This is a genomic window from Streptosporangium sp. CA-115845, from assembly GCF_050943795.1.
In the GTDB taxonomy this organism is placed as follows: domain Bacteria; phylum Actinomycetota; class Actinomycetes; order Streptosporangiales; family Streptosporangiaceae; genus Streptosporangium.
This window is the reverse complement of the sequence record NZ_CP191988.1, coordinates 8,242,925-8,256,601: the sequence shown is the minus strand read 5'-3', so window position 1 is coordinate 8,256,601 and position 13,677 is coordinate 8,242,925. Positions and strand designations below refer to the sequence as shown.

Below are 13,677 nucleotides of genomic sequence, written 5' to 3'. Positions count from 1 at the left end.
CTGCTCAGGGCCCGCGCCGACCACGCCGCCCTGCTGCGACGCAGGCACGAGCTCGGTGGCTGAGGCCCGTCGCGGCCAGGGCCGCGGCGAGGCAGGCCATCGGGATCGACGGCAGCACGTATCGGTGGTCGAAGTCCAGTGCGGCGATCGGGGCGACGAGCAGGAAGACGGCCGCCGCCCACGGCAGCAGGGCCGGGCGCCGCCGCCCGACGGCTCCGAGGCCGCCCAGCAACAGGAGCGCGCCGAGCAGCGGGCCGTGCAGGACCCCGGGGTAGGAGTAGGCGCCCAGGAGGCTCCCGTAGGGCTCGACCGACGACATCCCCCGGATGTCGCCGTCGTACTCCCGGCGTACCTGGTCGATCAGCGGGAAGGCGGGCAGCTGCCAGGAACCGACGGGGAACGTCAGGGCGGGGGAGACCCGCAGGGGGTGGCGCACCGGGGTCGCCGCGAAGGTGAGCGAGGTGTCGCGGGCGACCTCGCGGAGATAGTCGAGCGGCTGCGCGGCGATGGCGCGCAGCGCGAAGGACCTGGCCAGGTCGTTGTGGGCGAACCGGCCTCCAGGCAACCTGTTGAGCGAGGCGTCGGCGGCCCAGACGTACTCGGACGCGGCGTCGACCACCGTGCCGTTCGGGCAGAGCACCGCCTCCCGGGCCGGTGGCCTGATCACCGAGCAGTCGGCGAACGTCATCGTGCGCGCCCACAGCGCCACACCGTCGGAGCCGCTGAGCGCGAACCGCCCGTGATGCTGCTGATACCAGCCCGCGTAGGCGGCGAGCGGCAGCGTCCCGGCGACGGCCAGCGCGACCACCCGCCTCCAGCCGGCCCGCCGCAGGAGCAGGTGGAGCAGGACCAGGCCGAGCAGCGGCACCGCGACAGTGCGGGTGAGCCCGGCCAGTGCCAGCAGCAGGCCCGCCACGGCGGCGGCCCGCGCCGACGGCCTGGCCCGCCACATCAGAACCGTCAGGGCGGCGGTGATGAGGAAGATGAGCTGGGTGTCGGAGAGCACCGCGTGTTCGAGCCGCAGGAACGCGGGGTTGAACAGGATCGGCAGGGTGGCCAGGGCCGCCCCCCACCCGGGGAGTGCGTGGCGGCGCAGCACCAGATAGATCATCAGGGCCGTGCCGAGGCCCATCAGGTGCTGGAGGCCCGCGATGAGCTGGACGCTGTGGAAGGGCAGCAGCAGCCGGAGCAGGAAGGGGTACCCGGCCGGATGGAACGCGCCGGAGGGCTCCAGATGGACCGCGGTGTTCAGATAGGTGAAGGAGTCGTACCAGTAGAGCTGGGCGGTGTCGTAGCCGAGCATGACGAGGCCGCGGAGCCCCGCCGCCAGCATGATCGCGACGGTGAACGGCAGGTGACCGCCGAGGAGCCGGTCGCGCGGCCCGTTCCGGCCGGGCGCGGCGGGCATGGTCGTGACGCCGCCGGGTGAGGTGAGCATGGATGGTCCCCCGTTTGAGGCCGGGGATTCCCGGCATGGTGGGAGCAGTCCAGCGATCGGCCGATAACCTTGCCGTCACCGAAATCGGTTATGCCCGCGTTATGCCGCCTGTGGCACGCTGGCGCGGTTCGGAGCCGGGGGAGGCGTCTTGCGGGTATTGGTCGTCGAGGACGAGCGGATGCTCGCCGACTCGATCGCGGAGGGGCTGCGTGGGGAGGCGCTCGCCGTCGACGTCGCCTACGACGGGGAGGCGGCGCTGGAACGGCTGCGGATCCACGACTACGACGTGCTCGTCCTGGACCGGGACCTGCCGGGCCTGCACGGCGACGACGTGTGCAGGGCCGTGGTCGCCGAGGGCGGCCTGGTGCGGATCATCATGCTCACCGCGGCGGGTGACGTGCGCTGCCGGGTGGCGGGACTGTCCCTGGGGGCCGACGACTACCTGCCCAAGCCGTTCGCCTTCGAGGAGCTGACGGCCCGCGTCCACGCGCTGGGCCGCCGGGTGCGCCCCGCCGACCCGCCGATGCTGGTGCGGGCCGGCATCAGCCTGGACCGGGCGCACCGGCAGGTGTTCCGCGACGGCCGCTACGTGCCGCTCGCACGCAAGGAGTTCGGTGTGCTGGCCGAGCTGCTCCGCGCCGACGGGGCGGTGGTCTCCAGCGAGACGCTCCTGGAGAAGGTGTGGGACGAGCACACCGACCCGTTCACCAACACGGTGAGGACGACGATGATGAAGTTACGCCGGAAGATCGGCGACCCGCCGGTCATCGAGACCGTCACGGGAGTGGGATACCGCATTCCATGAGGATGAGCGTTCGTTTCCGGTTCGCCGTTGTCTGCGGCACGGTGGTCCTCTACATCGGCGTCGTTCTGGTCGCGGGACTCGCCTTCCTGGTACGGCAGAGCCTGGAGCCCCGCGACGGGTTGCGGCATCCCCAGCACATCCGGGTCGCGGGTTTCTACTACAGGCCGGAGCATCCCGAGTACCGGGTGGCGGAGCAGCGGGTCGCGCAGGTAAGGCGCGTCTACCAGGCCGACACGATCAACAACGTCTTCACCGTGGGCGGCCTCGCGGTGCTCGTGGCCGCCGGGATCGCGACGGCGGCCGGCCGGCGGGCCGCGGGCTGGGCGCTCCGCCCCGTCAGGGAGGTCACCGCGAGCGCGCGGTACATCGCCCAGAGCCATGATCTCACCGGGTGCATCACCTATGCCGGGCGGGACGACGAGGTCAAGGAGCTCGTCGACATCGTCGACACCATTGTCGGCCGCCTGGCCCGCTCCTTCGACGGCCAGCGGCGCTTCGTCGCCAACGCCTCCCACGAGCTGCGCACCCCGCTCACCATCAACCGCACCCTGGTGGACGTGGCGGTCAGGCGGTCCGACGCGACCGAGGATGTCAAGCGGCTCGGCGAGTCCCTGCTGCTGGTCAACGCCCGCCACGAGCGGCTGATCGACGGCCTGCTCGCCCTGGCCGAGGGCGAGCAGGCGGTTCTCGACCGCCGTCCCTTCGACCTGACCGACGTGGTCGAGCATGTGCTCGACCTGGCGGGCAAGGAGGCGGGAGAGCGCGGGGTGACCATCCACCGGCTGCTGGACCCCGCGCAGACCGCCGGTGAGCCGGTGCTGGTCGAGAGGCTCGTGCAGAACCTCGTGGAGAACGCGATCCGGCACAACCACGATGGCGGCCAGGTGTGGGTGACCACCCGGCAGCGCGCCGACCGGGTGGAGCTGGTGGTGGCGAACACCGGGCTGCCCGTACCGCACTACGAGATCGAGACGATCTTCGAGCCGTTCCGGCGGCTGCACGGCGACCGGCTGCGCTCCGATCGCGGCAGCGGTCTTGGACTGTCGATAGTCCGGGTCGTCGCCGAGGCGCACGGCGGCGTCGTGATCGCCGGCTCCAGGGAGGAGGGCGGCCTGACGATCACCGTCGAGCTGCCGTACGAGAGCCCCTGACGGATCCGGTACGGCCTCCGTCCCCCCCCGGGCGGAGGCCGTACCGGGCGTGCTCTCAGGTGAGCAGTAGTACGAGCGCGGTGAAGGCCACCCACGCGAGCAGCAGGGCCAGATGTATCCGGCCGGTCATGACCTGCATGGCGATGATTCCCCTTTCCATGGGGAGATCCTGCCTGGCCGATCTTGGAGGACGGTTGGAAGCCACTGCAGCCTGTCGCGCGGATCCCGCCGTGGCGACCGGCGGCAACGCGGCGGGCAGCGGCTCCTAGTTCCTGGTGATCACGCCGCAGGCGACGCGTCCGCCGGAGTCTCCCGCCTTGAGGGTCTCCGCGTCCGGGCCGCTGCCGCCGGCCGGGTCGCCGGGATCGGCGGGGCGGTAGCGGTCGGGGATGTTGGCGTGGTTGTCGGGCAGCGTGTGGATGACGATGGAGCTGCCGTCGGAGTCGAAGAGCTGGCCCACCCGGAAGCGGTCGGTCACGACCGTGGTCTCGCCGGTGCCGTCCTTGGTGACGAGGAGGTTGGGCAGGTCGCCGGAGTGCTCGCCGTGCCTGGCCGGGTGGATGGTGAAGTGCGCGCCCGCGCTGGAGAAGGGGCTGCCGGTGACCGGGTCGACCGCCTTGGGATCGCAGACGCCCCTGGTGTGGATGTGGAAGCCGTGATAGCCGGCCTTCAGGCCGCTGACGGTGACCGTGAGCCTGGACTTGTTGTACAGCCTGTGGTCGATGCTCAGAAAGCCGACGTTCTTTCCGGCCGTGTCCTTGATGACGGCCTCGGCCGACGGCCAGGGCCGTCGCGGTACGTGTGCGGTCGCCTGGGCGGCCGCGCCGGTGCCGGCCACCGGCGCGCCGAGCGCGACGGCCAGCACGAGACAGGTCCTGCGAAACATGAGAGATCCCCCGTACGGTTCCCGGGCTCCCCCGCTGTGGAGGGGAGCAGCCCCAGCACAGGTTCATATCCCAGGAAGGGCGGGCACCCGCGTCACCACGCCGCACTCCTGCGGGTTCAGCCTTACCGGAGCCCCTGACACCCGGTCGTCGAGCATCGGGCATCGCTTGCTCATGACCGCCCCGGAGCGCCGTGCTCAACGGATACCGGCAAGCACGCGGCCCGCGCCGGATTGGCGGGGTTTCGGAGCCTCGCTGTTCCTGGAACCGAGCTCGGCGCGCCGCCTGTGCGGCTGTCACCGGACCGGGAGGGCGGCGGGTGACGGTGCCGCAGGCCCCGGCCAGGCCCGGCCCGCGTGGTGACGCGGGCCGGGCAGGGCCGGTGCGATCAGTTGGCGCGCTTGGCGCGGGCGGTGGTCCTGGCGCGGGTCGAGGCGTCGAGGACGACCTTGCGGATGCGCACGTTCTCCGGCGTGATCTCCACGCACTCGTCCTCGCGGATGAACTCCAGCGCCTGCTCCAGCGAGAGCTGGCGCGGCGGGATCAGCGTCTCCGTCGTGTCGCTCGTCGAGGAGCGCATGTTGGTGAGCTTCTTCTCCTTGGTGATGTTCACATCCATGTCGTCGGAGCGCGAGTTCTCACCGATGATCATGCCCTCGTAGACCTCGGTGGTCGGCTGGACGAACAGCACGCCGCGCTCCTGCAGGTTCAGCATGGCGAACGGGGTCACCGGGCCCGGCCGGTCGGCCACCAGCGAGCCGTTGCTGCGGGTGCGCAGCTCACCGAACCACGGCTCGTAGTTCTCGAACACGTGGTTCACGATGCCGGTGCCACGGGTCTCGGTCAGGAACTCGGTGCGGAAGCCGATCAGGCCGCGGGCCGGGACCACGAACTCCATCCGGATCCAGCCGGTGCCGTGGTTGGTCATGTGCTCCATGCGGCCCTTGCGGACGGCCAGCAGCTGGGTGATCGCCCCGAGGTACTCCTCCGGGCAGTCGATGGTCACCCGCTCGACCGGCTCGTGGACCTTGCCGTCGATGATCTTGGTGACCACCTGCGGCTTGCCGACGGTCAGCTCGTAGCCCTCGCGGCGCATCTGCTCGACCAGGATGGCCAGCGCCAGCTCGCCACGCCCCTGAACCTCCCAGGCGTCGGGACGCTCGGTGGGCAGGACGCGCAGCGACACGTTGCCGACGAGTTCCTTGTCCAGCCGGTCCTTGACCATGCGGGCGGTGACCTTGGAGCCTTTGACCCTGCCGACCAGCGGCGAGGTGTTGGTGCCGATGGTCATGGAGATCGCGGGCTCGTCGACCGTGATGAGGGGCAGCGGGCGCGGGTCGTCGGGGTCGGCGAGGGTCTCGCCGATCATGATGTCCGGGATGCCGGCGATCGCGATGATGTCGCCGGGACCGGCCTCCTCGGCGGGCTTGCGCTCCAGCGCGTCGGTCATCAGCAGCTCGGTGATCTTCACCCGCTGGATGGTGCCGTCGGTGCGGCACCAGGCGACCTGCTGGCCCTTCTTGATGGTGCCCTGGTGGACCCGGCAGAGCGCGATCCGGCCCAGGTAGGAGGAGGCGTCGAGGTTGGTGACGTGCGCCTGCAGCGGGGCCGTCGGGTCGTACGTCGGCGCCGGGATGGTGTTCTTGATGACCTCGAACAGCGGCTCCAGGTCCTCGGAGTCCGGCATGCTCCCGTCCTCGGGACGGTTCAGCGAGGCGCGGCGGGCCTTGGCCGAGGCGTAGACGATCGGGAAGTCGATCTGCTCCTCGGTGGCGTCCAGGTCGATGAAGAGCTCGTAGACCTCGTCCACGACCTCCTTGATCCGGGCGTCGGGGCGGTCGACCTTGTTGATGCACAGGATGACCGGCATCTTGGCGGCGAAGGCCTTGCGCAGCACGAACCGGGTCTGCGGCAGCGGGCCCTCGGAGGCGTCGACCAGCAGCACCACACCGTCCACCATGGACAGACCCCGCTCGACCTCACCGCCGAAGTCGGCGTGGCCGGGGGTGTCGATGATGTTGAGCGTCATACCGCCGTGCTTGACCGCGGTGTTCTTCGCGAGAATGGTGATGCCCTTCTCGCGTTCGAGGTCGTTGGAGTCCATGACACGGTCGTCCACGTCCTGGTTGACGCGGAATGCGCCCGACTGCCAGAGCATGGCATCCACGAGAGTGGTCTTGCCGTGGTCGACGTGCGCGATGATCGCGATGTTCCGCAGGTCGTCGCGGCTGTTCAAAGGCATGATGGAGTCTCACTCTGTGATCGTGGAGGCGGCCGCGGAACCTGCGGCTCTCCCATTTTAGTTGATCCGGACAATCGCTCTCACGCCTCTGACAGATGAAGTACGGCAATTCACGCTCCGAGCCCCCTGTTCGCGCCGGATGAGGCCGGTCGCGACCGGCTGCGGGACAGGCGATCCCTAAGCTCGGATCCATGCCCTACGCACCGTCGTTCCCCGTGATGCTCATGACCCGGGACAATCTGCGGATCGATGCCGCGCACACCCCGCCGCGCGGGGCGGCCGGCCTCGGGATCGTGCTGGCCCACGGCTTCACCGGATCGCACCGGGAACGCGCCACCCGCCGCATCGCCCACGTGCTCAGCGGGTTCGGCGGGGTGGTGGCGTTCGACTTCCGGGGGCACGGCCGCTCGGGGGGACTGTCGACGGTGGGCGACCTGGAGATCCTCGACCTGGACGCGGCGGTGCGGCACGCGCGGGCGATCGGCTACCACAGGGTGGTGACCGTCGGGTTCTCGCTGGGCGGGGCGGTGGCCCTGCGGCACGCGGGGGTGCTCGGCGGGGTGGACGCGGTGGTGTCGGTGAGCGCGCCGGCGCGGTGGTACTACCGGGGGACCCGGCCGATGCGCCAGGTGCACTGGGCGATCGAGAGGCCGGTCGGGCGGCTGTTCACCCGGCTGGGCAAGAACACCCGGATCATGAGGGGCGTGTGGGACCCGTTGCCGCTGGCGCCGTACGCGGCGGCCGCGAAGATCTCACCGGCGCCGCTGCTCGTCGTGCACGGGGACGCGGACCCGTTCTTCCCCCTCGACCACGCGTACCAGATCTACGGGTACGCGAGCGAGCCGAAGGAGCTGTGGGTCGAGCCCGGGTACGGCCACGCGGAGTCGGCGGCCACCCCGGAGCTGGTCCGCCGCATCGGTGGGTGGGCCGTCGCCCGTTTTCCTCCTACGGAGGGTGTTTACTCCTGTTAAAGGTCGACGGTGCGGGGGAGCGTATGCGGAGCATCTATGTGGCGGGTCTCGGGCGGGGAGACGGCAGGCAGATCGTCGAACTCGGCCTGATGGAGCTGCTCACCCGGAGGGCCGGTCGCACGGGGGTGTTCCGGCCGATCACCGGGAGCGGCGAGGACCGCATCCTGGAACTGCTCAGGAGCAGGTACCGCCCCGCCGCCGCGGTGACGGGGGTGAGCGCCGAGGAGGCCGCGGAGATCTACGCGGAGCGGGGCGTCGAGGAGCTCGTCGGCCGGCTGGTCGCCCGCTTCCACACGCTGGAGCGGGAGTGTGACGCGCTGCTGGTGCTCGGCAGCTACTTCGACACCGACGACCTGCCGCGCGAGCTGGGTTTCAACGCCCGCCTGGCCGCCGAGTTCGGCGCCCCGGTGATCGTGGTGGTGGGCGCGCACGGTGACGCCGCCGAGGAGATCGCGGCCGAGATGCGCACCGGCTACCAGGTCTTCTCCGACCTGGGCTGCACCGTGCTCGCGGTGATCGCCAATCGGGTGCCCGAGGGCACGGTCGTCGACTGTGAGCTCCCGGTCCCCTGCTACGCCATCCCCGAGCGGCCGTCGCTGTCGGCGCCGACCGTCGGGCAGGTCATGCGGGCGGTGGCGGCGGAGCCGATCCAGGGCGACGAGGACGGCCTGCTCCGCGACGTGTTCGGATTCGTGTTCGGCGGTGCGACGCTCCCGGTGTTCCTGGAGCACCTGGCCGACGGCGCGCTGGTGATCGCACCGGGCGACCGCGCGGACCTGCTGCTGGTCTCGCTGGCCGCCGAGGCGGCCGGTACGGTGAGACCGGCCGGGGTCGTGCTCACCGTGGGGGAGCGGCCCACGGCGGCCGTACAGGCGCTCACAGCCCGCCTGGCGCCCAGCATGCCGGTGCTCGCGGCAGACGGGGGCAGTTTCGAGGTGGCGACCGTCCTGGCGGGCCTGGAGGGACGGCTCACCGCGGACAACCCCCGCAAGATCGAGACGGCGCTGGGCCACTTCGAGGCACACGTGGACGCCGCCGCCCTGGCCGACCGGATCGAGCTGACCCGCTCGAAGCGGGTGACCCCGATGATGTTCGAGCACACCCTGCTGGAGCGGGCGCGGGCCGACCGGCGGCACATCGTGCTGCCCGAGGGCGAGGAGGACCGCATCCTGCGGGCGGCGGACATCCTGCTGCGGCGCGGCATCGTCGACATCACCCTGCTGGGCAGGGAGGACGTGGTACGGCGGCGGATCGTCGACCTCGGCCTCGACCTGTCGGGCGTGACCGTCGTCGATCCGCTGACCTCGCCGCTGCGCGAGTCGTTCGCCCAGGAGTACACCGGGTTGCGGGCGCACAAGGGCGTCACCTTCGAGCGGGCCGTGGAGGTGGTCGCCGACGTCAACTTCTTCGGCACGATGATGCTGTACCGGGGCCTCGTGCACGGCATGGTCTCCGGGGCCGCGCACACCACGGCCGCGACGATCCTGCCCGCCTTCCAGATCGTCAGGACGGTCCCCGGCACCTCGATCGTCTCCTCGGTGTTCTTCATGTGCCTGGCCGATCGGGTGCTCGTCTACGGCGACTGCGCGATCAACCCCGACCCGGACGCCGAGCAACTCGCCGACATCGCGATCTCCTCGGCCCGTACCGCGGAGCGCTTCGGCGTCGAGCCGAGGGTCGCGATGCTGTCCTACTCCACCGGCGAGTCGGGCAGCGGCGCCGACGTCGACAAGGTCCGCGCCGCCACCGCCCTGGTCGCCGAGCGCGCGCCGGACCTGCTGGTCGAGGGGCCCATCCAGTACGACGCGGCGGTGGACGCCCGCGTCGCCGCGGCCAAGCTGCCCGGGTCACGGGTAGCGGGCCGGGCGACCGTGCTGATCTTCCCGGACCTGAACACCGGCAACAACACCTACAAGGCGGTGCAGCGCTCGGCCGGGGCCGTCGCGGTCGGGCCGGTTCTGCAGGGACTGCGCCGGCCGGTCAACGACCTGTCACGCGGCGCCCTGGTCGACGACATCGTGAGCACCGTCGCCATCACCGCCATCCAGGCACAGGAGGTCACGCTGTGAGCCGGGTGCTGGTCCTCAACTCCGGGTCGTCCTCGGTGAAGTACCGGCTGCTGAGCGGCGCCGAGCACCTGGCCTCGGGAGTGGTGGAGCGGATCGGCGAACTCGGCTCCCCGGTGCCCGACCACCGGGCGGCCCTGAAGGTGGTCGCCGACCTGCTCGCCGCCGAAGGGCTGGGGCTCGACTCTCCCGAGCTCGTCGCGATCGGGCACCGGGTGGTGCACGGCGGCACGACCTTCGCCGAGCCCACACTGATCACCGACGAGGTGGTCAGGAAGATCGAGGAGCTCATCCCGCTCGCACCCCTGCACAATCCCGCCAACCTGATGGGCATCGAGGTGGCGCGGCGGCTCCGCCCCGATCTGCCGCAGGTGGCCGTCTTCGACACCGCCTTCCACGCGACGATCCCCCCGGCCGCCTCGACGTACGCGATCGACCGGGTGGTGGCCGAGCGGCTGGGGGTGCGGCGCTACGGCTTCCACGGCACCTCACACGCGTACGTCTCCCGCCAGGCCGCGCTCCTCGCGGACCGGCCGGAGGCCAACGTGATCGTCCTGCACCTCGGCAACGGGGCCAGCGCCTCGGCGGTGTCCGCGGGGCGGTGCGTGGACACGTCCATGGGCATGACCCCGCTGGAGGGCCTCGTCATGGGCACCCGCAGCGGCGACCTGGACCCGGCGGTCGTCCTCTACCTGGCGCGTGCCGGAGGCATGTCCCTCGACGAGATCGACGTGCTGCTCAACCGCCACAGCGGGATGCTCGGCCTCTGTGGTGACAACGACATGCGCGCGGTGGCGGAGCGGGTGAGCGAGGGCGACCCGGACGCCGAGCTGGCCGTGTCGGTCTACTGTCACCGGCTCCGCAAGTACGTCGGCGCCTACTACGCGGTCCTCGGCACCGTCGACGTCATCGCCTTCACCGGAGGGGTGGGGGAGAACTCCGCGCTGGTCAGGGAGCGGTCGCTGGCCGGTCTCGGGGCGCTTGGCATCACCGTGGACCCGGCGCGCAACGTGCGGGGCGGCACGATCATCTCCCCGGACGGGGGCGGGGTGAGGGTCGCGGTGATTCCCACGGACGAGGAGTTCGAGATCGCCAGGCAAACTCTGCTGGTGGTTTCGCGAACCAACGGGAGATAAGACACGTCTACCCATGGTGGACGTGTGAAATCCGCCGGGAGTGGTCCAGGGGACACGGACCGTCGTTCGACGACGGCCGTGGGACACATTTCGGGTGGTCAGGCGGTTGCCCAGGGTCGCGGGGGCGTGCTGGGCCGTACGTCCGGAGGGGGGTGCCCGTACGGCTTACGGGCACCCCCGAAGGCTCCGGATCAGCCCAGGCGGGCGATCGACTTGTACTCCAGGAAGGACGACAGCCCCTCGGGGCCCAGCTCACGACCGAGGCCGCTGCTCTTGAAACCGCCGAAGGGCGAGCTGGTCTCGACCATGTAGAGGTTGACGCCGTAGGTGCCGGCGCGCACCTGGCGGGCGACGTCCATGCCGTGCTCGGTGTCGGCGGTCCACACCGTCCCGGCCAGGCCGTAGTCGCTGTCGTTGGCGATCCGGATCGCGTCGGCCTCGTCCTCGTACGGGATCACCGCCAGGACCGGGCCGAAGATCTCCTCACGGGCGATGCGCATCTCGTTGGTCGCTCCGGCGAAGACGGTCGGGGCCACGTACCAGCCGCGGTCGTGGGGGCGGTCGAGGCCGCCGACGACGGCCTTGGCCCCCTCGTCGAGGCCGATCTTGATGTAGCCCTCCACCCGCTCCTGCTGCCGCTTGGCGACCAGCGGGCCGATACCGGTCGCCGGGTCGGACGGGTCGCCGACCGGCATGCCCCGCACCATCGCCGAGACCGCGTCCACCACCTCGTCGTAGCGGTTGCGCGAGGCCAGGATGCGGGTCTGGGCGATGCAGGCCTGGCCGTTGTTCATCAGCGAGGCGATCGACAGGAAGCCCATCGCGGAGGGCAGGTCGCAGTCGTCCAGGATGATCGCCGCGGACTTGCCGCCCAGTTCGAGCGTGCAGCGCTTGAGCTGCTCGCCGCAGATCGCCGCGATGCGGCGCCCGGCGGCGGTGGAGCCGGTGAAGGCGACCTTGTCCACGCCCGGGTGGGAGACCAGGTGCTCGCCCGCCTCGCGTCCGGCGGCGACGATGTTGACGACGCCGTCGGGGATGCCGGCCTCCTTGACCATCTCGGCCAGCGGGTAGGCGTCAAGCGGGGTCTCCGGCGCGGGCTTGACCACGATCGTGCAGCCCGCGAGGAGGGCGGGGGCCAGCTTGATCATGATGACGAACTGCGGGACGTTCCACGGGACCACGGCGGCCACCACGCCGACCGGCTCGCGGCGCACGGTCACGGGGCCGAACGTGCCCGGGCGCTCCTCCTCGACGGGGAAGGTCTTGCCGAGCTCGGCGTAGTACTGGAGCATGCCGAGCGGCTGCGGGGCCTGGGCCATCTGGGAGAAGGTGATCGGGGAGCCCATCTCCAGCGTGATGATCTCGGCCATCTCGTCCTGGCGGGCCGCGTAGAGCTCGGCGAGCCTGGACAGGACGGCGGCGCGCTCGGGCATCGTCATCCGGGGCCACGGGCCGTGGTCGAACGCCTGGCGGGCGGCGGCCACCGCCTGGTCCATGTCGGCGGCGGTGCCGTCGGGGACCCGGCCGACGACCTCCTCGGTGTGCGGGGAGATGACGTCGATGGTGCCGGTCCCGGCGGGGGCCACCCAGTCGCCCCCGATGAAGAGCGTGTCGTGCTGGCGCATGATGTGTTGCCTCCTGGTGGGCGGGCCAGAGTCACAATTTGAGCGAATGCTTGCTTGGATAGTGTCATCCGCAGGGAAGGGCGCCACAAGCCCCACCGCTGCCTGAGACCGAATCATGTTCTGTCGCTGATGGCAAGGGTGGCAGAAGTCTCTGCCGGAGTCTTTGTCGGATGGGTGAGGTGGGGCGCCCTGTGCGAGGATTCATTAGGGTTAAACCAGTGACACGTCAGGAAATGTTTACTCAAATCACCCTAAATGGGCAGATAGTTCGTCAATGGTGCGCGAGTTCCTCCGTTCCGGTGGCGAGCTTCAAGATCGTCTTCTATAGTTTCGCTCCGTCCATGAGGGGGCGCCGGAGGTGAGCGAAGCGTGAGACCGACTCGCTCGGCGATCCTGGCCGCCCTGCTCGCGGCGCTGCTCCTGTCACCGACCGTGGCGGGGGCGGCCCCGCTCCGCGCGGCCAGGCCGAACCCGGAGGCCGAGCTCAAGAGGCTGACCCAGGAGGCAGCCGAGATCAACAAGAACTACCGCGGCCAGGTGCAGAGCCTGGAGGAGAGCCGGGTCCAGGCCGGCAAGGCCACCGTCAACGCCAGAAGCCTCAAACGCGCCCTGGTGGCCGCCGAGGCCGACATCGTGCGCTTCGCCCAGACCACCTACATGGGCGGCGCCCTGGACGACGGCAGCCTGCTGAGTTTCCAGGGCGACCCCACCATGGCCCTCAGCCAGGCCGCCACCATGTCCTACCTGGCCAGCCGCCGCGCCACCCAGCTCAACCGGGTCAAGAGCCTCATCAAGAAGGCCAAGACCGCGGAGAAGACCGCCGACGCGAAGATCGTCGCGCTCAAGAGGGACATCGCCGACCTCAAGCGGCAGCGGGTCAGGATCGAGGGACTGCTGGCCAAGTACGGCTTCCAGACCCCCTCGGGCAACGGCGGCCTGACCCCCCGCACGGTCACCATGCGCAACGTCGTGCTGCAGACCTTCCCCATGCCCTACGGCTACGGCTGCCTGCGCCCCGGCGACCCGGGAGACCACGGCACCGGCCGGGCCTGCGACTTCATGATGAGCACCGGTGGCCGCGTCCCCACCTCCGACGCCCTGGAGCGCGGCAACCGCCTCGCCCAGTGGGCCATCGACAACGGCAACAAGTACGGGGTCATGTACATCATCTGGCAGCAGAAGTACTACGACGTCCGCACCGGCGCCGGCTGGAAGATGATGTCCAACCGAGGCGGCAACACCGCCAACCACATCGACCACGTGCACATCTCGATGTTCTGAGCTGCCAGGCTTCTGACCTGCGGTGATCTCGCTATGTGAGGCTCTCAGGGTAGATCTAGGGCACTTCGGCCCGGCGCT

General features: G+C 70.5%; 10 protein-coding genes. 6 read left to right on the top strand and 4 right to left on the bottom strand.

The window, feature by feature from the left end; all coding sequences use genetic code 11:
* Window positions 1–4: 4 nt before the first annotated feature.
* Window positions 5–1,438, bottom strand: coding sequence for a hypothetical protein (locus ACQP0P_RS39425; RefSeq protein WP_433365751.1), 1,434 nt, complete (start codon window positions 1,436–1,438; stop codon window positions 5–7).
* A gap of 148 nt (window positions 1,439–1,586) precedes the next feature.
* Here ACQP0P_RS39425 and ACQP0P_RS39420 point away from each other — a divergent pair, with 148 nt between their 5' ends.
* Window positions 1,587–2,243: a response regulator transcription factor gene (locus ACQP0P_RS39420; RefSeq protein ID WP_350914853.1), complete on the top strand. Its 657-nt coding sequence runs from the start codon at window positions 1,587–1,589 to the stop codon at window positions 2,241–2,243.
* A gap of 2 nt (window positions 2,244–2,245) precedes the next feature.
* Window positions 2,246–3,394 carry a sensor histidine kinase gene (locus ACQP0P_RS39415; protein WP_433365747.1) on the top strand — a complete coding sequence of 383 codons (1,149 nt, stop codon included), beginning with the start codon at window positions 2,246–2,248 and terminating at the stop codon, window positions 3,392–3,394.
* A gap of 265 nt (window positions 3,395–3,659) precedes the next feature.
* On the opposite strand, the gene ACQP0P_RS39410 is transcribed toward ACQP0P_RS39415, so the two are convergent.
* Together ACQP0P_RS39410 and typA are read right to left on the bottom strand one after the other, a co-directional pair.
* Window positions 3,660–4,280 (bottom strand): superoxide dismutase family protein, encoded by a 621-nt coding sequence (locus ACQP0P_RS39410; RefSeq protein WP_433365744.1) that lies wholly within the window; start codon window positions 4,278–4,280, stop codon window positions 3,660–3,662.
* A gap of 386 nt (window positions 4,281–4,666) precedes the next feature.
* Window positions 4,667–6,520: a translational GTPase TypA gene (gene typA, locus ACQP0P_RS39405; protein ID WP_433365741.1), complete on the bottom strand. Its 1,854-nt coding sequence runs from the start codon at window positions 6,518–6,520 to the stop codon at window positions 4,667–4,669.
* 191 nt (window positions 6,521–6,711) lie between these two features.
* Here typA and ACQP0P_RS39400 point away from each other — a divergent pair, with 191 nt between their 5' ends.
* The 3 genes from ACQP0P_RS39400 to ACQP0P_RS39390 are packed head-to-tail and all read left to right on the top strand — an operon-like array spanning window position 6,712 to window position 10,693.
* Complete coding sequence (locus tag ACQP0P_RS39400) at window positions 6,712–7,491, top strand: alpha/beta hydrolase (RefSeq protein WP_433365738.1); 780 nt, start codon at window positions 6,712–6,714, stop codon at window positions 7,489–7,491.
* Window positions 7,492–7,514: 23 nt separating this feature from the next.
* Window positions 7,515–9,560, top strand: coding sequence for a phosphate acetyltransferase (gene pta / locus ACQP0P_RS39395; RefSeq protein WP_433365736.1), 2,046 nt, complete (start codon window positions 7,515–7,517; stop codon window positions 9,558–9,560).
* Window positions 9,557–10,693, top strand: coding sequence for an acetate/propionate family kinase (locus ACQP0P_RS39390; protein WP_433365733.1), 1,137 nt, complete (start codon window positions 9,557–9,559; stop codon window positions 10,691–10,693). Before pta ends, ACQP0P_RS39390 begins: the two co-directional genes overlap by 4 nt.
* Window positions 10,694–10,884: 191 nt before the next feature.
* Here the strand turns inward: ACQP0P_RS39390 and ACQP0P_RS39385 are convergent, their stop codons facing one another.
* Entirely contained in the window at window positions 10,885–12,318 is a 1,434-nt protein-coding gene (locus tag ACQP0P_RS39385; RefSeq protein WP_433365730.1) for an aldehyde dehydrogenase, read from the bottom strand.
* A 369-nt stretch (window positions 12,319–12,687) separates the two neighbouring features.
* On the opposite strand from ACQP0P_RS39385, the gene ACQP0P_RS39380 reads away from it, so the two are divergent.
* On the top strand, window positions 12,688–13,599 hold the full coding sequence (locus ACQP0P_RS39380) for a coiled-coil domain-containing protein (RefSeq protein WP_433365723.1): 912 nt from the start codon (window positions 12,688–12,690) through the stop codon (window positions 13,597–13,599).
* Window positions 13,600–13,677: the final 78 nt, after the last annotated feature.